The 19,920-nt window shown below is 62.6% G+C and carries 16 protein-coding genes; 10 read left to right on the top strand and 6 right to left on the bottom strand.

The window, feature by feature from the left end; all coding sequences use genetic code 11:
- Positions 1-21 precede the first annotated feature (21 nt).
- From HBA99_RS21090 to HBA99_RS21070, 5 genes are read left to right on the top strand one after another with little or no spacing between them, the layout of a single operon-like run.
- Positions 22-300: a putative holin gene (locus HBA99_RS21090; RefSeq protein ID WP_030096352.1), complete on the top strand. Its 279-nt coding sequence runs from the start codon at positions 22-24 to the stop codon at positions 298-300.
- On the top strand, positions 293-1,054 hold the full coding sequence (locus HBA99_RS21085) for a hypothetical protein (RefSeq protein ID WP_030096353.1): 762 nt from the start codon (positions 293-295) through the stop codon (positions 1,052-1,054). The genes HBA99_RS21090 and HBA99_RS21085 overlap by 8 nt, the downstream gene beginning before the upstream one ends.
- A gap of 38 nt (positions 1,055-1,092) precedes the next feature.
- The gene (gene lpdA / locus HBA99_RS21080) at positions 1,093-2,490 is read left to right on the top strand and encodes a dihydrolipoyl dehydrogenase (RefSeq protein ID WP_046256037.1); all 1,398 of its coding nucleotides are present in this window, start codon (positions 1,093-1,095) and stop codon (positions 2,488-2,490) included.
- A 54-nt stretch (positions 2,491-2,544) separates the two neighbouring features.
- Entirely contained in the window at positions 2,545-3,684 is a 1,140-nt protein-coding gene (locus tag HBA99_RS21075; RefSeq protein ID WP_131821701.1) for an SMI1/KNR4 family protein, read from the top strand.
- A gap of 31 nt (positions 3,685-3,715) precedes the next feature.
- The gene (locus HBA99_RS21070; protein WP_030096356.1) at positions 3,716-4,216 is read left to right on the top strand and encodes a beta-class carbonic anhydrase; all 501 of its coding nucleotides are present in this window, start codon (positions 3,716-3,718) and stop codon (positions 4,214-4,216) included.
- A gap of 3 nt (positions 4,217-4,219) precedes the next feature.
- Here HBA99_RS21070 and HBA99_RS21065 read toward each other — a convergent pair whose 3' ends face one another.
- Genes HBA99_RS21065 through HBA99_RS21050 form a run of 4 tightly spaced genes read right to left on the bottom strand, consistent with a single transcriptional unit; the run spans position 4,220 to position 9,524 of the window.
- Positions 4,220-5,548 carry an NtaA/DmoA family FMN-dependent monooxygenase gene (locus HBA99_RS21065; RefSeq protein ID WP_070952005.1) on the bottom strand — a complete coding sequence of 443 codons (1,329 nt, stop codon included), beginning with the start codon at positions 5,546-5,548 and terminating at the stop codon, positions 4,220-4,222.
- 9 nt (positions 5,549-5,557) lie between these two features.
- Positions 5,558-6,739 carry a GNAT family N-acetyltransferase gene (locus HBA99_RS21060; protein WP_070952006.1) on the bottom strand — a complete coding sequence of 394 codons (1,182 nt, stop codon included), beginning with the start codon at positions 6,737-6,739 and terminating at the stop codon, positions 5,558-5,560.
- On the bottom strand, positions 6,736-7,995 hold the full coding sequence (locus HBA99_RS21055; RefSeq protein ID WP_070952007.1) for an acyl-CoA dehydrogenase family protein: 1,260 nt from the start codon (positions 7,993-7,995) through the stop codon (positions 6,736-6,738). Before HBA99_RS21055 ends, HBA99_RS21060 begins: the two co-directional genes overlap by 4 nt.
- Entirely contained in the window at positions 7,992-9,524 is a 1,533-nt protein-coding gene (locus tag HBA99_RS21050) for an APC family permease (RefSeq protein ID WP_070952008.1), read from the bottom strand. The genes HBA99_RS21055 and HBA99_RS21050 overlap by 4 nt, the downstream gene beginning before the upstream one ends.
- Positions 9,525-9,755: 231 nt before the next feature.
- Here HBA99_RS21050 and HBA99_RS21045 point away from each other — a divergent pair, with 231 nt between their 5' ends.
- Entirely contained in the window at positions 9,756-10,175 is a 420-nt protein-coding gene (locus HBA99_RS21045) for a MerR family transcriptional regulator (RefSeq protein ID WP_030096361.1), read from the top strand.
- A 1-nt stretch (position 10,176) separates the two neighbouring features.
- Positions 10,177-11,166 (top strand): aldo/keto reductase, encoded by a 990-nt coding sequence (locus tag HBA99_RS21040; RefSeq protein ID WP_070932695.1) that lies wholly within the window; start codon positions 10,177-10,179, stop codon positions 11,164-11,166.
- Here the strand turns inward: HBA99_RS21040 and HBA99_RS21035 are convergent.
- Positions 11,163-11,696 (bottom strand): carboxymuconolactone decarboxylase family protein, encoded by a 534-nt coding sequence (locus tag HBA99_RS21035; protein WP_030096363.1) that lies wholly within the window; start codon positions 11,694-11,696, stop codon positions 11,163-11,165. The genes HBA99_RS21040 and HBA99_RS21035 overlap by 4 nt on opposite strands.
- Positions 11,693-13,123, bottom strand: a complete 1,431-nt coding sequence (gene ramB / locus HBA99_RS21030) for an acetate metabolism transcriptional regulator RamB (protein WP_057968092.1) — start codon at positions 13,121-13,123, stop codon at positions 11,693-11,695. The genes HBA99_RS21035 and ramB overlap by 4 nt, the downstream gene beginning before the upstream one ends.
- 534 nt (positions 13,124-13,657) lie before the next feature.
- Here ramB and HBA99_RS21025 point away from each other — a divergent pair.
- Genes HBA99_RS21025 through HBA99_RS21015 form a run of 3 tightly spaced genes read left to right on the top strand, consistent with a single transcriptional unit; the run spans position 13,658 to position 19,893 of the window.
- Complete coding sequence (locus HBA99_RS21025) at positions 13,658-14,074, top strand: MmpS family transport accessory protein (RefSeq protein WP_030096365.1); 417 nt, start codon at positions 13,658-13,660, stop codon at positions 14,072-14,074.
- Between the two features lie 38 nt (positions 14,075-14,112).
- Entirely contained in the window at positions 14,113-16,950 is a 2,838-nt protein-coding gene (locus tag HBA99_RS21020) for an MMPL/RND family transporter (RefSeq protein WP_371258669.1), read from the top strand.
- A gap of 9 nt (positions 16,951-16,959) precedes the next feature.
- Complete coding sequence (locus HBA99_RS21015; protein WP_070952009.1) at positions 16,960-19,893, top strand: MMPL/RND family transporter; 2,934 nt, start codon at positions 16,960-16,962, stop codon at positions 19,891-19,893.
- Positions 19,894-19,920: the final 27 nt, after the last annotated feature.

The following is a 19,920-nucleotide window of genomic DNA, read 5'->3' as shown; positions in this document are numbered from 1 at the left end:
ACACCGAGCAGGAGTTTTCTCGTGATACCACTGCCACGCGCGCAGGTTGTAGCCAGCGCGATGCTGCTGGGGATAGCAGTTGGACTTGTCGCTGGGATGTCTAGCGTGTTCATCGCGCACGAACCAGTGCGGCCCGACCTCTTCATTGGCGTCGTTGTCGCGGTACCGAGCTTGATCGGTTTCTTCATCTTGATCGCATCCACGCGTAAATGGATGACGGCTGCGGCGGCATTCGTGCTGGCGATTTCTCCCGGGTGGTTCGGGATTCTTGCGGCGATACAGGTGATTCACAGTGTCTGACAAAAATGCAGAAAACACCGTCGAAAAGACGAGCGCTGAAGCCGAGCTTGTGGACGACACGGAGAAGCCGAGCATCGTCGAGGGCGACCTGGCCGATCCGCTGGCCGTGCCGATCGATGGCGGTAGGACCAGAGACGGATTGGATACCGCCACCTTCACCGCGTTCTCGGCGTTCAAGGATGACGAAGACCTGGTGACCACCGGCCGCATCGACACCGATGCGTTGCCGCTGACCGCAGCGTTTGATGTCGCTAGCGACCGCACCGGCGCGATGCCGGTCACGTCGGCCGAATCGATGACGCCCGATCCCTACACCGGCGCGGTTCCGGTGCTCGCCGACGAACCGGCGAAGCCGGTACGGGTGCCCGCCGAACGGGAACCAGCCTTCCTGAAGCGCTGGGTATTGCTGTTGCTGTTGCTGGCGGTGTGGATTCCCGCCGGGGCGATCGGACTGCTGCTGTACCAGCACTGGTTCGAGACGCTGTTGCCGAACGACCGGACGGTCGCGGTCACCTACGTTCTGATCTGGGTGTTTGTCTGCGTGGTGGTCGCGCTGCTGTTGGCCATGGTCGAACCGCTCCCCATAGTGGTCGCCCTCGCTTTTGCCGTGCTGACGGCGCCCGCGATCTCGGTGGCGGCCGCCGGTGTCAAGTACGGCTATGTGGCGTGCACCGCACCTTCGGTGCCCGGAGTTCAGTCACTGTGCCCGGAACCGCTGCGCAGTTGGGGCATTCAGTATCGAGACCGGGCTTGACGCTCCTCACCTGACATCGTCCTACTAGTGTGGAGCTCGTGACTGCACACTATGACGTCGTCGTTCTCGGAGCCGGTCCCGGTGGCTATGTCGCGGCTATTCGCGCAGCCCAGTTGGGCCTGACCACAGCCATTGTTGAGGAGAAGTATTGGGGCGGAGTCTGCCTCAATGTCGGATGTATCCCGTCCAAGGCGCTGCTGCGTAACGCGGAGCTGGCCCACATCTTCACCAAGGAAGCCAAGACATTCGGCATCAGCGGTGAGGCCACGTTCGATTTCGGTGCCGCGTTCGACCGTAGCCGTAAGGTCGCCGAGGGGCGTGTGGCCGGTGTGCACTTCCTGATGAAGAAGAACAAGATCACCGAATATGAAGGCGTGGGTACCTTCACCGATGCCAACACTCTGGCGGTCAAGAAGGCCGACGGCGCCACCGAGACGCTGACCTTCTCCAATGTGATCATCGCCACCGGTAGCAGTGTGCGGCTCGTGCCCGGGACCTCGCTCTCGGAGAACGTGGTCACCTACGAGAAGCAGATCATGACCCGCGAGCTGCCGGGATCGATCATCATCGCGGGCGCCGGGGCCATCGGTATGGAGTTCGCATACGTCCTCAAGAACTACGGCGTGGACGTCACCATCGTCGAATTCCTGCCGCGCGCGCTGCCCAACGAGGACGCCGAGGTGTCCAAGGAGATCGAGAAGCAGTACAAGAAGCTGGGCGTGAAGATCCTGACGGGCACCAAGGTCGAGTCGATCACCGACAATGGCTCGCAGGTCACGGTCAAGGTCAGCAAGGACGGGCAGGAGAGCGAGCTCGTCGCCGACAAGGTGTTGCAAGCCATCGGATTTGCGCCGAACGTCGAGGGCTTTGGCTTGGACACGACGGGTGTCGCGCTGACCGACCGCGGCGCGATTGCCATTGACGAGCGGATGCGCACCAATGTGCCGCACATCTACGCGATCGGTGACGTCACCTCCAAGCTGCAGCTGGCTCACGTCGCCGAGGCGCAGGCTGTTGTCGCCGCCGAAACCATCGCCGGCGCAGAAACATTAGAACTGGGCGACTACCGGATGATGCCGCGGGCCACCTTCTGCCAGCCTCAGGTGGCCAGCTTCGGGCTCACCGAGGAGCAGGCCCGCGCCGAGGGCTACGACGTCAAGGTCGCCAAGTTCCCCTTCACCGCGAACGGCAAGGCGCATGGCCTCGCCGATCCGACCGGATTCGTGAAGCTGATCGCCGATGCCAAGTACGGCGAATTGATCGGCGGGCACCTGATCGGTCCCGATGTTTCCGAGCTTCTGCCCGAGCTGACGCTCGCGCAGAAGTGGGATCTGACAGTCAATGAGCTGACTCGTAACGTGCACACTCACCCGACGCTGTCCGAGGCGCTGCAGGAGGCGTTCCATGGACTCGCCGGGCACATGATCAACTTCTGATCTGTCGCGGGCCGGGGGGCCCGTCGTAATCTGCTGGCCGGTAGAGGGGGAAACGTGGCGGAACCAGTTGGAATGCACGCTTGGCGTCAACTACTCGACGCAATGATCGACAACAAGCAGCGGCATGCCTCGGTGGACGACGGACTGTATCCGGTGACCCACCCAAATCCTGGTGCCACTGAGGAACAACTTCGCGCTACCGAGGAACGGCTCGGCCGTCCGTTAGATCCGCAGTACCGTGAGTTCCTCGGTGTGGCTGATGGCTGGGAGAGCTACCACTTCAGTACGAACCTGTTGGGCACCAGCGATATTGGCGTCGGCGATCGCTGGGGTGAGACTGCTCGCACCATCGCGCAATGGTTTGATGAGACAGATACCGCCGAAGACTTGGGTGTCGCCGACGATTCGACCCAGTTCGCGCCGATCGCCGATACCGGCAACGGCTATGCCGGCTGCCTCTATCTGTACACCGGGCAGTCCGATGAAGCACGAGCGGGAAGTGTGTTCCGGCTCGACATCGATTCGCGGACGATGTGGCCGGACCTGTACTCGTATCTACATCACGAGAATCTTGAGCAGGGCATGTACCTGGCCGAGCAGGAGATGGGCCCGCATGCCCGAACCTGGGGGCGCGATATCCGCTCGTCACCACCGACGATGGCCGAGATCGTCGCGAAGCTTGCTGAGCTGACAGCGCTTGTCAAGTCCGTGACTCCTGTGCAGCGCCGTCCCGGCGCCAGTCAGTCCGAATTGAACTTGCTGACAGCGCATCTCGGCGCCGCGCTGGATTCCGAACACCGGGAACTCTTGGTGGTCACTAATGGATTGATCAGCAGCTATATCGGCGAGGTGTTGTCCATAGGGCAGATCCTTGACGGGAGTCGTTGGCGGGAAGGAATTCTCAGCGCGCAGGAATTCCATGACGAACTCGAACGTCAAAGTGTGGCCATGTTCGGACCTCGAACGCGCGAGCGACTGTCGGTGCTGCAGATCGTGGGTTCGAGCTCCGCCGTGCCCTTCGCTGTTGCGCCCGGCGAGCTACTTGCCGTCCGCCCGGACGGCGAAGTCCGCGGGTTGGTTCGCGATGCGATGTCCGAGTTGAACGGTGGTTGGCATCCGCCGTACGGCTGCGTCCGTGAGTACTTGTTGAGGGTGTGCGATCACATCTGGGATCAGACCGCTCGTAACCGTTGACCATGTATATGCTCGCGCGTAGCTTCGCGCCATGTCGACCACTGACGAGCTGCTGAACAACGCGCGGGCCTATGCGGCCCACTTCGACAAGGGTGATCTGCCGCTGCCACCGGGCCGCAAGGTCGCGGTTGTCGCGTGCATGGATGCGCGCCTGAATCCGTATGGTCTGCTTGGTCTTCACGAAGGTGACGCGCACGTCATCCGCAATGCGGGCGGGGTGATCACCGAGGACGAGATCCGGTCATTGGCCATCTCGCAGCGGCTGCTGGGAACCGAGGAGATCATTCTCATCCACCACACCGATTGCGGCATGCTGACCTTCACCGACGACGCCTTCAAACGTTCGATTCAGGACGAGACCGGTATCAAACCGCCGTGGTCGGCCGAGGCGTTCACCGATCTGGACGAAGACGTCCGCCAGTCCCTGGCGCGGATCAAGGCCAACCCGTTTGTCCCGCGGAAGGGCAGCGTGCGCGGATTCATCTACGACGTCAAGGACGGAACGCTGCGCGAAGTCGGCGCTGAGGATTAGTGCTCAGGCAAGCAGAGCGGGTGTACGCACCGCGGCGGGCCAGGGCAAGGCCAGGTGGTCGCGCAGCGTGGCTCCCGTGTACTCGGCGCGGAAGATGCCACGGCGCACCAAGATCGGCACCACCTGTTCGGTGAACAGTTCGAACTGGCCGGGCAGCCCGGACGTGCTCAGAATGAATCCATCGGCCGCACGTTCGGTGAACCACCGTTCGATCTGATCGGCCACCTGTTCCGCGGAACCGACAAAGCGAGTGCCGAACGCGTTCAGAGTGCGGTAGAGGAACTCGCGAACTGTTGGATTGCCCACGGTGGCAAGGTGTTTGTATCCAGCGAGCGCGGTTTGATGGGTCTCGGTGCTGTCCGGGAACGCGGACGCGGGCACGGGACCGTCCAGGTCGGCGCCGATGACGTTGACGTCCACTTCGAGGAGCCATCCCGCCTGATATTCGGGGATGAAGTGTTCGTACACAGTGCTTTCCGTGGCATGTGCTTCGGCCTCGGTGGAGCCGACAACGACGCCGAGAGACGGGGTGACCAAGGGGAGCGAGGACCGCCCGGAGGCGCGGGCCTCGTCGTGGAGCTGTCGATAGAAGCTCTTCGCGCGGTCGATATCGGTCTGCCCGGTGAAGACAACCTCAGCATGTTTGGCGGCGAACGCTCTACCTGTGGTGGAAGATCCGGCCTGAAAGATCACCGGCTGCCCCTGGCGGGAGGGTGTGACGCCCAGTGGGCCCTTGACCTTGTGGAACTCACCGTCGTGATTGGTCACGTGAATTTTGTTGACATCATTGTAGATTCCGGTCGCGCGGTCTTCGATGACGGTGTCCGCCTCCAGAGAATGCCACAGGGCCTTCACCACCTGAAGAGTCTCCTCGGCCAAACGGTAGCGCTCGTCGTGCGGGAGGAAGCCACGCTCGCCGAAGTTGGCGGCGGCGGCCTGTGCGAAGCTCGTCACCAGGTTCCACCCGGCGCGTCCCGCGCTGAGGTGGTCCAGCGATAGCAGTTGGCGTGCTAGGTGATACGGCGGTTGAAAGGTCGATGAGCCGGTGACGACCAAGCCGAGGCGTTCGGTGACGGCGGCCAGGTATGAGGTGGCCGTGAGTGGTTCGAAGTCCTCGGTGGACTTGTGCGCCCAGGTGGCCTCCGGGCCGAAGTTGAGGCCGTCGGCGAAGAAGATGGCATCGAACTTGGCCGCCTCGGCCGCTCTCGCGGTGGCGACCAGAGTATCGAGCTGATTCGCGGGACCGTTCCGCACGCCGGGAAGTCGCCACGCGCCGCCCGAGCGCACATTGCCGAAGGCAAGGAGGTGAAGTTGGCGAAGACCATCAGTCACAGTGCGCTCCTAGAAATTGGTACCGGCGAAAGGCTGTGCACCGGTGGAGAACAGGGCGTCAGCGGAGGTGATCGCCCCCGCGGACTGCGCGGACACCAGTCCGGCACGCGCCAGTTGCGTCCACGAATTTCCGCCGAGATACACCGAACCGAGAGCGGCGATATCGAGTGACACATCGGGGGTGTGCTGGGTACGCCGAACCTTGTCCGCGCCCACCGCGAACCGCGCCGAGTTGTGTGGCAGCAGGTCGTCGCGTACCTCGATCACCACCGGTGCCGTGTCCGCATACGTGCGCGCTGCCAACGCCGCCTCGACATCGACAAGCCGGAGCCAGGTCTCGTCGCGGACGCCGGTGACCGTCACCGAGCGGGGATCGGTCACCAGGTGGGGGAGCGGGTCATCGATGGGGCGGGGGCCGATCTCGATGACGTCGACAAGGTCCAGATCCAACAGGTGACCGACCAGCGCGCGGTAGGCGTCATCGCTGTGCGCGACAAGATCGTCGACGGAGATGGTGCGTACGCTGCTGGCGAACCACTCGGCGGTGTCGCGCGGGCGGTATCTCACGTAACCGTCCGGATGAGTGACCACATATGGCTTGCCCGGGGCGGACGCATCGATCAGCTCGTGTAGTCGCCACCATTGCGGTGGACGTGCCACCGCCCCGGTCCATGCCGCACGGTCGTAGATCGCGGCGAGCACTTCAGGTGACGCCGCCGCATCGAGCAGGGTGATCGAACCGGAGTCGGTGGGGCTCTGTGGCAGGGCCCGTCGCCGCTGAATGCGATAGGTCGCGCTACTGGTTGCCACCCCATAGCCGAAGCGTCGGTATATCACCGCTTCGGAGGCGCGCAGGCTGGCGACGGCCTCGCCTCGTCCCGCGATATCGGCGAGCTGTCGCGAGACCAAAGTGGTGAGGATTCCGCGCCGGGTGTGGGTGGGTAGCACGCCGATATGTGTGACGGCGGCGTGAGGAATCCGCGAACCGCCGGGGACGGTGAGCCAGCTGGTGTAGGAATCGGCCCCGCCGACCAGCTCCGTGCCGTCGAACGCTCCCAAATACCGCCCGGGTTCCAGCAATCCGTCGGTCGCGAGATCACCCAGGGGTGGCAGCCCGACCATGGCCCGCCAGAACACCGCGAAGGCACGCTCGCGCTCCTCGGAGGTCTGCAGGAAGCGGATATCCGTCACGATTGCTTGCCCTGTGTCGCCTCGGCGAGGCGTCCCAGCCCGTTGAGGCTGCGTGGTGAGGGCCACTCACCGGTCAATAGATATCGGCCGATCTCGCGTTGCCGGTAGGGCAGCGGATCGTGGGTGGTGTGCGTGCGGGCGTTGCGCCAATAGATGTCCAGTCCAACGGAATTGGCCGTCGACCGAGCCCCTGTGGCCTGGAAGATGTTGTGCGTCACATCCAAGGCCACCTCGGTCGCGATGGACTTGGCCTGGTCAACGCGAACCGCCAGCGCACCCCACTGGTCCGCGGACAGTTCGTGTCCGGACGCCAGGGTCTGTTCGAACTCTCGGGTCACCGCATCGGCCAGGGCGATCCCGGCGGACACCCCTGCGGACAGGCGCCCCAGCAGCTGCTGGTGGTACGGGTCCTCGGTGACCTCCGTGGAATGCGCCTCGGGCCATGGACGGCCCTTGTCCTTGATGTAGGTGACACCGGCGGAGAGTGCGCCCTCGGCGATCCCGAGATACAGGTGGACGAAGATCAACTGGCTGAACAACGCCCGCAGTCCGTCGCGGAGCTCGCGGCGGTCACCGTACTCCTCAAGTCCGGTGAGCACCTCGTCGTGGCGTAACAGCACATTGTCGAATTCGACGCTGCCGCTTGCGGTGAGCCGCTGCCCGAGGTTGTCCCAATCGTCGTTGAACCGCAGGCCTTCCCGGTCGCGGGGGATGATCGCGTTGATCGGCTCCTGTTCGTAGAGCAGCACGGTGATCAGGTCGGCCACCGCGACCCCGGTGGCAAAGGTGCGCTTGCCGTTGACCAGGTATCCCTGCGCTGTCGGGGTTACCGTGATGCCCGGATCGCGTGGATTGCTGACACTGCCCTGGAACCAGCCGTGCTCGCCGACCCCGCGCGCGATGTGCTCGCGCTGAGCCGCAGACCCGAGGATATGGGTCCACACGCCGTTGGAGTAGTGGTAGACCAGCAGCTGGCCGATGGACCCGTCGGCCGCCGCGATGATCCGGCTGAGCTGCAGCGCCTGCGTCAGACTTCCTCCGGCGCCACCGAATTCGTGGGCCGTGGCGAAGGACAGTAGCCCGTGCTCGCGCAACAGCCCGATCTCGGCGACGGGATTCTGGTTGGCACGATCTCTTTCCAGCGCGGTGGCTGCCAGTTCTTCGGCGGCGCGTTGAGCGACCCGCGTCCACGCGGCGAACTCGGTGTCGCCAACTCCCAGATAGGCGCGGGTGGGCGAAGAGGCGGCGATGGTCATTTGACGAGAACTCCTGAATCAGCGGTTTCGGGTTCGGCGGCCGGTTCCTCGTGCAGGACTTCGAGGATGCCGAGCTCGGTCAGCCGTTCCCTCTCGGAATCGGAAAGTGTTTGGATGGAGCCGATCCGGGCCGCGACTTCGGGTCGCCGGGCTCGCAGGTACCAGTAGCGCAGCAGCCCGGCGAGCAGAATCGCGCCGAAGATGAGCGGCAGGATGTTGAACGGAAAAGCGGGGACCGGGTAGAAATTGCTGAAGATCACATACCCGATGGCCAGGGTGGCCGCTATCGACACCGTCAGCCGGGCGGGCGTGAGTGCTCTGATGCGGTACAGCCAGATCGGGGTGGCCACCACCACCAGCAGATAGCTGGTGAGAAAGCCCCAGTTGGCCACGTAGTTTCCGTACACGTCGAAGACCAAGCGGCCTACCGAGCTGAGGGTGGCGGTGACGGAGAAGGCCGCCGCGATGATTCCGATGAGGAAGATGCCGGCGACAGGGGTCTTGTAGACGGGGTGGACCCTGGCGAGTGTAGCTGGAAGCGCTCCCTCGTGGGCCAGGGTGAACAGCCCGCGCGCCGCAGAGTTGATGACGGCGGTGACGAACACGATGAACGCGATGGTCACCGCCAGGCTTATCGGGTAGATCGACCATGCCACACCGGAATTCGTAGCTACCTGGGGGAGTATCGCGCTGTCGCCGTCGATGTTCCGGAATTGCAGGATCTGCGGGTAGGTGGCCAGGATGTAGAGCACGCCGATGATCAGCACAACGCGCAGCAGCGAGCGGGCAATGGTGCGGTGCGCGTCGCGTGATTCGGCGCCGAGGGACGCCACGCTCTCGAATCCCGCATACGCACCGACCGCGGTGACCGCCGCGATGAAGGTGGTGCTGTTACCCAAGTTGGACAGCGACCACTGCTCGGTGTCGATGCGCCAGCCGTAGCTGACATACGAGGCCACAATGATGATCAAAATCAGTGCAGTGGCGATGATTTCGAAGACGAGCTCATATTTCGCGGAGATGGAGACGCCGCGGTAGGGCAGATAGACAGCGACCGCGACGACGACGGCGACCAGCGCGAGCTTGAAGAACGTTGCCTCCGAGTGGATTCCGATTGCGTCAAGGAAGGATTCGAAGTACAGCACGCCGCCGAGAGTCCCGGTGGTCGCGAAGGTGATGTATCCGATGAGCAGGCTGAATCCGGCGGCGTACGCGGCACCGGGGCCCAATCCATTGCCGGCATACGTGCCGAGCGAGCCCGAGGACACGGTCCGTTTGGCTTGAAAGCTGATGGTGGTGGCGATCAGGATCACTGCCACCAGGCCGATCACCGCGGCCCAGGCGGCACCCTTGCCGGCCGCTACGAACAGCGAAAATGGCACCGTTGCGACCGCGACACTGGGGGCTGCCGCTGCCAATCCCTGTGCGAAGACGCCCCAGGAGCCGACGGCGTCGCGCTCGAGGCCGTGAGATTCGGCGTTTTGAAGAGATCTGCCATTGACGGTGAGCTGATGGGCGGAAGCGGACATGCGGAGAGGCCTTCGTTTGGCGGGAGATGGGCTGAAACAGGCAGCGCGCAAACGAAATCGCGCGCCTACCTACAGTCCTGGGCCAAGCGCATGTTCCGATGGTGCGGCGGCATCGGGAAGGTGTCAACGGCCTCCGTGGCACCGTCGCCGGTACCAGCGGGGACTTTCGTGGAGCCCTGCGCGGAATCTCCACTTGACCTGGAGTTGACTCCAGGTTCTACCGTGGCTTTTGTGAGCACAAGTGAGCCGCAGAACGAGGGGTTCCCCATCTCGTACGTCGCCGAACGAACCGGCCTGTCGATCGATGCGCTGCGCTGGTTCGAACGGGAGGGACTGTTTCCCCGGGTAGCCAGGGACGCCGGGGGCCGCCGTCGCTTCCGCACCGATGACATCGAACGTGTCGAGCTGATGCTGCGGCTGCGCCGCACAGGTATGCCGGTGCGGGACATGCGCCGGTTCATCGAGTTGTTGTCGGGCGGCGCGGAGACACACGCCGAGCGTTTGGAGCTGCTGTTCGCGCAGCGTGTCCGAATCCTGGCCACGATGGAGCGGCTCACCGAGGACCTCGCGGTCGTCGATTTCAAGGTTGCGCACTACACGGAGTCGGTCAATGACGCCTCGGCTCAACCCGCCGGAGGAAAGAAGAACTGACATGAAGTACACGCAGCTCGGTGAGCTATCGGTGTCAAGGATCGGCCTCGGCGCCATGTCGATGTCGTCGGGCTATCAACCTCTGGCCGCCGAAAGCGGTCCGGATGCCACTCGGTCCATCCAGGCCATCCATCGCGCGCTCGATCTGGGCGTCAGCCTGATCGACACCGCCGAAATCTACGGCCCGTACACCAATGAGGAATTGGTGGGTAAGGCCATCGCGAGCCGTCGCGATGAGGTGGTGCTGGCGACGAAGTTCGGACTGATTTCGCATGCCACCGGTGCGACGTTCCAGCCCGACAGCTCGCCGGCGAATATTGCTGTCGCGGTGGAAGGATCGTTGCGCCGACTGGGAATCGATCACATCGACCTCTACTACCAACATCGCGTCGACCCCACGGTGCCGATCGAAGAGGTGGTGGGTGCGGTGGCCGAATTGGTGGCGCAGGGCAAGATTCGCCACATCGGGCTGTCGGAAGCTTCGGCGGCCACCATCCGCCGCGCGCATGCGGTACATCCGATCGCGGCGGTCCAGTCGGAGTACTCGTTGTGGACGCGGGATGTGGAGTCTGCGGTGCTGCCGACCCTGCGGGAGTTGGGAATCGGTCTGGTGCCCTACTCGCCCCTGGGCCGTGGGTTCCTGGCGGGATCAATACAGTCCGCGGATCAGTTGGCAGACGGCGATTTTCGAAAGAACCTGCCGAGATTCAGCCAGCAGAACCTCGAACGAAACCGCGCGATCGTCGGCGCCGTCGAAGCCGTCGCGGCCGAGACGGGGGCCACAGCGGCTCAGATCGCGCTGGCCTGGCTGTTGTCTCGCGGCGAGGGCATCGCGCCGATCCCCGGGACCACGAAGGCCGCGCGTGTCGAGGAAAACACGGCAGCCGTGGATGTGGTCCTCTCCGATGCGCAGTTATCGCAGTTGGAGACGGTCGCGCCCGCGGTGGGCGAGCGCTACCACGAGGATCTGATGGCCTTGCTCGACGACTAGAGGTCCAGCGGGATGCGCAACGACGACATGGTCGCGGCCAGGCCGTCGTACTGCGTAACGAGCAGACAAAAGCCAATGAGCTGGCGGCGGTCCAGGTGCTTGGAGAGCCCTTCCCATGCTTCATCGGAAAGTGTTCTGGTGGTCAGGATTTCGTCGACGCCGGTGATGAGGGCGCGCTCCTTGTCGGAGAGTCCTTCGGCCCCGGCCCCCGCGAAGATGCGCTCTTGGTATGCGTGATCTATCCCGGCGGACTTGGCGATGCGCGTGTGGTGCTGCAGCTCGTACGCGCATTCACGCACGTGGGCCACGCGCAGAATCACCACTTCGGTGTCACGGGTGGACAGCTTGGTGCCGCGCAGGATGGCACCGGAATAGGCCAGCCACGGCCAGAACCTGGTGCCCGTCTGCCCGAGCGTGGTCGCCAGGTGCATCTGCGGTGCGCTGATCGCGCGTGCCATCCCCTTGGCAATCACCCAGTTGATCGGTCCGAGCTCGCGTAGACCACCTGGTGGGATGCGACCATCGCTCATTGCCGGGCTCCTTCTTGCTGAACAAGGTATGGCGACACCGTACTGCGATGCTCGTCAAGGTCCAGAGCCCGCCCGAGTGCGGGGAAGGCGCGCTGCGGGCAATTGTCGCGTTCGCAGACCCGACAACCCACGCCGATGGGTGTCGTCGCACCCTCGGAGGACAGATCCAGACCCTGCGAATAGACCAGTCGATGCGCATGCCGTAACTCGCATCCGAGCCCGATTGCGAAGGTCTTACCCGGCTGTCCATACCGCGACGCACGCCGTTCGACAGTGCGCGCCACCCAGAGGTAGTTGCGCCCGTCGGGCATCTGCGCCACCTGCACCAGGATCTTGCCCGGGTTGCCGAAGGTCTCGTATACGTTCCACAGCGGACAGGTACCGCCGCTGGAGGAGAAGTGAAAACCGGTGGCTGACTGACGTTTCGACATGTTTCCGGCACGATCGACCCGGACGAATGAGAAGGGGACCCCGCGCATCGACGGACGCTGCAGGGTCGACAGCCGGTGGCAGATCGTCTCGTAGCTCACCGAGTAGAACGCCGACAGACGCTCGATGTCGTACTGGAAGTCCTCGGCCACCCCATGGAACTGCCGGTATGGCAGCACTGTGGCAGCGGCGAAGTAGTTGGCCAGCCCCAGCCGCGCCAGTTTGCGTGATTCCTCGGAGGTGAACTTGCCGTCGTCAACCATGGTGTCGATGAGATCGCCGTACTCCAGGTACGCCAGCTCGGCGGCCAGTTTGAAAACCTGCTGACCTCCGGAGAGGTGGTTGCTGATTTCCAGCGTCTTGGATACCGGGTCGTACTTGTGCAGCACGCTGTCGCCGAGATCGATGCGCCGGGCGATCTGCACGCCATGGACCTCGGTGATGCGGTCGGCGATCTCTCTGGCGAGGTCCGCTCGGTGCATGCGCATCCGAACTGTCAGTTCTTCGGCCGCGGTGTCGAGCTCGTGGAGATAGTTGTGCCGTTGATAGAAGTAGTCGCGCACCTCTTCGTGCGGCATGGTGATCGATCCGCTGCCGCTGCCGTCGGTGTATCGGTCCTCGGTGGCCGCGGCCAACTGCGTGGTGGTGATCCGGTAGCGCCGATGCAGATTGACCATGGCACGCGCCAGTGCGGGGTGTCCGGCGACTACATCGGCGATCTCGGCAGGATCGACGTCGATGTCCAGGTCCTTGTCCTGCACCACCTCGCGCAGTTCGGCGATGAGGCGGCTGTCGTCCTGGGAGGAGAAGAACGTCGCGTCGACGCCGAACACCTCGGTGATACGCAGCAGCACCGCGACGGTCAGGGGGCGGACGTCATGCTCGATCTGGTTGAGGTAGCTCGGGGAGATCTCCAGCATCTGGGCGAGCGCAGCTTGGCTGAACCCGCGTTCGCTGCGGAGTTGACGTAGGCGCCCTCCAACGTACGTCTTGGACACGCTGACCAGCCTACGCGCTTTGCGAACTCCTCCTTCGCAGTCTTGGCAAGGTTCGGATAGGCCCAGGATGTTCTCCGGATCGCGATGCGCGCACCGGATGCCGGCGAGCAATCAAGCTGGTTTGCTTTCTGGGCCTATTCGGGAGGGGGTGACGGGCGAACATGGCTGGCTGAGCTGTCTCTCGCTATGACCGGCGCCACTGTGGCTCTTGGTTCAGTCCTGAGGTCACAAAGTGGGGTCTCAGCTGCTGATTAGCCATCCGTTCACCCATTCGTAGGAATTGGAGAATCGGGCGATCGTGGTTGCCCATGGCGGTATGCAGTAAATCTGTACACGTCCGTATCCAAAATAGCGTGCTACTCATTGCATATCGGGTGTGCAACGGGTACATACGCGACTCTCATGCATGGTCTAATCTTTAACGGCCGGGGAGCGCCGCTGAGGTGTTCCGCGTTTTGCAATTGGGATGTGCATGTCCGAGCATGGTGCCGGATGCGGAGATAGACGAGGAGGGTTACGATTCTTCGGCTTTTGATGCGTCTGTGGATTCCGCTACTGGTGCTCGCGGTAATTGGTGCCGGCGGTTTTACGGTGTCGCGGCTTCACGGTGTATTCGGTTCTGAGAACCGTCCATCGTATGCCGATACGAATGTCAGTGACGCCAAATCGTTTGATCCCAAGAAGATGTCGTACGAGGTTTTCGGATCGCCGGGGAATGTGGCCGATATCAGCTATTTCGATGTCAATGGCGATCCGCTGTTCATTCAGAAAATTCCATTGCCATGGTCGGTGAAATTCGAGATCGGTAAGACGACAGCGGTGGGAAGCATCATGGCGCAGGGGGATGGCCGCAGTATCGGGTGCCGCATCATCGTGGACGATGAGGTTAAGTCCGAGAAGGTGACAAATCAGACCAATGCCTTTACCTCATGCCTGCTGAAGGCCGCATGAGCGAGGGCAACGGCAAAGGTCAATCACACCGACCGATAATGGCGACCGTTATCCGCAAGGGTGCGGTATTCATTATCTTGGGCTGGCTTGCGATCACTGTCCTGCTGACCGTCAAGGTGCCGCCGCTGGAGATCGTTGAAAGGGAGCATTCGGTCTCCCTCAGCCCGCCGGACGCGCCCTCCGTCAAAGCAATGACGCAGATGGGGAAGGTTTTCCAGGAATCTAATTCCGAGAGCGTCGCGGTGATCGTGCTCGAGGGGGAGAACCCTCTCGGCGATGATGCGCACAAGTATTACGACGCCGTCGTCCGCCAATTGAAGGACGATCCGAAACATGTGCAGCATATCCAGGACTTCTGGGGTGACCCGCTAACCGCCGGCGCCGCCCAGAGTGCCGATGGCAAAGCCGCGTATGTGCAATTGAATCTCACCGGGCGATTCGGCCAGGCTGATGCCAACGAATCCGTGGAAGCCGTTCAGAAGATCGTCAAAGACACTCCGGGGCTGCCGCCGGGGGTCAAGACCTATGTCACGGGTCCCGCCGCCGTCGTCTCCGATATGTCGGAGAGCGGAAACCGGACGGTCATCCTCATCACCTTGGTGAGTGTTGGCGTGATTTTCCTGATGCTGCTCCTGCTCTACCGGTCATTCATCACGGTCATCATCTTGCTGTTCACCGTCGGCATCGAGCTGCAGGTTGCGCGAGGACTGGTCGCGTTCCTCGGTATGCACGGGATCGTGGGTCTCACCACCTTCGTGGTCAACCTGCTGGTGTCTGTGGGCATCGCCGCAGGTACGGACTATGGAATCTTCTTCACCGGGCGCTATCAGGAAGCGCGTCAGGCGGGCGAGGATCGCCAGACCGCCTACTACACCGCCTACCGTGGGGTGGCCAAGGTCGTGCTGGCATCCGGCTTGACCATCGCCGGTGCGATCGCGTGTCTGCACTTCACCCGGCTGCCGTACTTCAAGCCGCTGGGCATCCCGGGCGCGGTCGGCATCCTGGTCGCGGTGGCGGTTGCGCTCACCCTGGTTCCGGCGTGCATCGCCGCAGGTAGCCGCTTCGGGCTGTTCGATCCCAAGCGCCAGGTGACGACGCGGCGCTGGCGGCGGCTGGGTACCGCGATTGTGCGTTGGCCCGGACCGATCCTGGCCGGGACGGTGGCCATCTCACTCATCGGGCTTTTGACGCTGCCGGGATACAACCCCAGCTACACCGACGCGAAGTACATACCGAAGGACATCCCCGCGGTACAGGGACTCGTGGCCGCCTCGCGGCACTTCCCGGAATCGAAGATGTCTACGCCCGACATCCTGTTGGTCGAGGCCAATCACGACATGCGTAACTCGGCCGATCTGCTGGTGCTGAACAGGCTGGCCAAGGCGGTCTTCGCGGTCCCCGGCATCGCCAACGTGCAGTCCATCACGCGTCCCGAGGGAACGCAGATCGAACACTCGTCGGTGCCGTTCATGCTCAGCATGTCGAACGCGAGCCAGCGGTTGAGCCTGCCGTTCCAGCGTGCGCGCATGGACGACATGCTCAAGCAGGCCGATGACATGGGAACGACGATCGCGCTCATGCAGCGCATGTTCGATCTGATGAAACAGATGGTGGCGACCACTCACCGGATGGTCAGCACCACGCACGATCTTCAGAAAGATATGTCCACGCTGCGGGACCACATCGAGAATTTCGAAGACTTCTGGCGGCCGATCCGTAACTACTTCTACTGGGAGAAGCACTGCTTCGATATTCCCATCTGCTGGTCGATCAGGTCGATCTTCGATGCGCTCGACGGCGTCGATCAGGTGACCGACAAGATGCAGACTCTGGTGGGCGATCTTGACGAGCTGGACAGGCTGATGCCGCAGCTGCTCGAGCAGTTCCCCATCATGATCGACACCATGAAGAGCACCCGCGAATCGATGCTGACCATGCACAGCACGATGTCCGGCATCTTCGCCCAGATGGATGAATCCACCGAGAACTCGACGGCCATGGGCAAGGCGTTCGACGCATCGAAGAACGATGACTCGTTCTATCTGCCGCCGGATGTGCTGAACAACAAGGACTTCAAGCGGGTCATGAAGATCTTCATGTCGCCCGATGGCAAGTCGACGCGCATGCTCATCTCTCAACGTGGAGATCCCGCGACACCCGAAGGCATTGCGCGAGTGGATCCGATCAAGACCGCCGCGGAGGAAGCGCTCAAGGGAACACCGCTGGAGCACGCCAAGATCTCCCTGGCGGGTACGGCGGCGGGTGTCAGTGAGCTGGTCGATGGATCAAAATACGACCTCTTGATCGCGGGGGTCGCCGCCCTGTGCCTCATTTTCATCATCATGTTGCTAATGACGCGAAGCTTGGTTGCCGCGCTGGTGATCGTCGGAACAGTGGCGTTGTCGCTGGGTGCGTCGTTTGGTCTGTCTGTGCTTGTCTGGCAACACATTTGCGGCATCCAGATCAACTGGGTGGTGTTGGCCATGTCGGTCATCGTGCTGCTCGCGGTGGGCTCTGACTACAACCTATTGCTCGTCTCGCGCATGAAAGAGGAGTTAGGCGCCGGCCTCAATACGGGCATCATCCGGGCGATGGGCGGTACCGGCAAGGTGGTGACCGCTGCCGGGCTGGTCTTCGCCGCGACGATGGGCTCCATGATCGTCAGCGACCTGCTCACCCTTGGGCAGGTGGGAACCACGATCGGTTTGGGTCTGTTGTTCGACACCTTGATCGTGCGAGCGTTCATGACCCCGGCCATTGCCGCGCTCCTGGGCCGGTGGTTCTGGTGGCCACTGCAGGTGTCGCCCCGGCCGGTCGGTGCGGTGCACGGGTGGAAGGGACCGCGCCTCGTCCGTTCCGTGCTGCAGAGGAACTAGCGGCGGCGCATGAGTACCGAGAAGTCGCGCCCGTTCATCGCGCGAACCATACGAAACCTGTCGCCCCTGATCATCCTGGGCTGGCTGGCGCTGATTCTGTATACGACGCTGGCATCGGTCAATTGGGACTTGACCAAGGCGATTCCGGCATTGGAGAACGTCGCAGAAGAGCGTTCGGTATCGCTGATGCCCCAAGATGCGCCGGCCGTCAAGGCCATCATGCGTATGGGCAAGGACTTCAACGAATCGAATTCGGACAGCTCCGCGATGATCGTGCTCGAGGGGAAGGACCCACTCGGCGAGGACGCGCATACGTACTACGCCGGACTGATCCGCGAGCTGCGCAACGATCCCAAACACGTAGAGCACGTGCAGGATCTATGGGGAGATCGGCTGACATCGTCGAGTGTGCAGAGTCCCGATGAAAAGGCCGCATATGTGCAGCTGAATCTCGTCGGCAATCAGGGCACCGCCATGGGTGACGAATCAGTGGCCGCGATCCGCGAAATCGTCAATCGGACACTGCCTTCGGCTCCCACCGATGTGAAGGTCTACGTGGCCGGTGCGGCGCCGCTCGCTTCGGACATGCAGCATGCCGGCAACAAATCGATTCTGAAGATCACCGCGGTCACCGTGGTCATCATCTTCACGCTGCTGTTGATCCTCTATCGCTCTGTTGTCACCGTGATCCTGCTGCTGATCATGGTGGGTGTCGAATTGGCCGCGGCCAGAGGCATTGTGGCGTTCCTGGGCTACCACGATGTTTTCGTGTTGTCGACGTTCGCCGTCAACATGCTGGTTTTCTTGAGCATCGCCGCAGGCACCGATTACGGGATCTTCTTCTTCGGTCGTTATCAAGAGGCACGCCAGGCCGGTGAGGACCGGGAAACGGCCTACTACACCACATATCGCAGTGTGGCTCCCGTCGTCCTGGCTTCCGGACTGACCATCGCCGGAGCCATTCTGTGTCTACATTTCACGCGACTGCCCTATTTCCAGACCATGGGAATCCCCTGTGCCATCGGAATGCTGACGGCCGTCGCGGTCGCGGTCACCCTGGTACCCGCAGGGATTGCGGTGGCCAGCCGATTCGGACTGCTTGAACCCAAGCGCAAGCTGCGGGTTCAGCGGTGGCGCGGGCTCGGTACGGCCATTGTCCGCTGGCCCGCACCGATCCTGGTCGCCTCGCTGGCCGTGGCACTGGTCGGGTTGTCCACGCTGCCGGGATACAAGACGAGCTACAACGACCGGCTGTACATCTCCGGGGATATCCCGGCCAATCAGGGATTCGCTGCCGCGCAACGTCACTTCTCCGAGTCGCGACTGACGCCCGATGTGTTGTTGATCGAAACCGATCGGGACCTTCGGAACCCGGCCGACTTCCTGGTGCTGAACAAGGTGGCGAAGGCCATTTTCAAGGTGCGGGGAGTCTCGCGGGTGCAGGGGATCACCCGGCCCGAGGGAACTCCGATCGCCAACACATCGGTGCCCTTCCTGCTCAGCTTGCAAAGCGCCGGCCAGGTGCAGGCGACCCGCTTCCAGAAGAAGCGCATCGCCGACATGCAAAGGCAGGCCGACGACATGTCGAAGATGATCGCGACGATGCAGCGCACGTACCTCGTGATGAAGCAGATGTCCGAGACCACGCACCGCATGACGGGCCATACCCACGAGGTGCAGCAGCTGACCGACGACTTGCGGGGCAGTATCGCGCTGTTCGATGACTTCCTACGACCGATACGCAACTATTTCTATTGGGAGAAGCACTGTTTCGACATCCCGATCTGCTTCTCGCTTCGATCGATCTTCGATGCGATGGACGCGGTCGACGCGCTCGATGACGGGCTGATGGTTCTGGTCAGGGACATGGATCAGCTGGACGCCATCATGCCGCAGCTGCTTGTCCAGTTCCCTCAGATGATCTCGGTCATGCAGAGCATGCGCACCTCGGTGCTCACCATGTACGCCACCATGTCCGGGCAGTTCGCTTCGATGGACGAATCCACCAATGACGTGATGGCCATGGGGCAGGCATTCGACGCCTCTAAGAACGACGATTCGTTCTTCCTGCCTCCAGAGGTGTTCAAGAACCCGGACTTCCAGCGCGCGATGAGTTCGTTCCTGTCGCCGGACGGAAAGACGGTGCGGTTCATCATCTCTCATAACGGTGATCCGATGTCGCCGGAGGGCATCACGCGGATCGAGCAGATTCGGAACGCGGCAGAAGAGGCTCTCAAGGGAACGCCACTGGTGGGCGGCAAGATCTATCTGGCCGGCGCCGCGTCGACCGCAAAGGACTGGAAAGACGGCTCCACGTACGACCTGCTGATCGCGGGCATCGCGGCGATCTGCCTGGTTTTCATCATCATGCTCATCACCACCCGAAGCTTCATCGCGGCCTTGGTGATCGTCGGAACGGTGGCCCTCTCCTTGGGTGCGTCCTTTGGCATGTCCGTGCTGCTGTGGCAGTACATCCTTGGCATCAATCTGCACTGGATGGTGCTGGCGATGTCCGTGATCATCCTTTTGGCGGTTGGATCCGATTACAACCTGCTGCTGGTCTCTCGTATGAAAGAAGAGCTGGGCGCGGGGCTGAACACGGGCATCATCCGCGCGATGGGTGGCACCGGAAAGGTCGTCACCTCAGCCGGATTGGTGTTCGCGGCCACCATGGCCTCGATGGTGGTCAGTGATCTGCAGATCATCGGTCAGATTGGAACCACGATCGGGCTGGGCCTGTTGTTCGATACGTTGATCGTCCGCTCGTTTATGACGCCGGCAATCGCTGCTCTTCTGGGCCGGTGGTTCTGGTGGCCGCAGCGAGTGCGGCCGCGTCCGCCGAGTGCGCTGCTTGCACCGGTGGGCGCGCGCCCGGCGGCGCCTGCCCCGGGCCGCCTAGACGATGACGAGCCGACCACGGAACTGCCGAAATTTAACGACTAATCACGTTGTCGTTCAACTGATCTGTGC

The sequence above is a fragment of the Mycobacteroides chelonae genome, from assembly GCF_016767715.1.
In the GTDB taxonomy this organism is placed as follows: Bacteria; Actinomycetota; Actinomycetes; order Mycobacteriales; family Mycobacteriaceae; genus Mycobacterium; species Mycobacterium gwanakae.
This window is presented reverse-complemented; position numbering and strand designations above follow the sequence as displayed.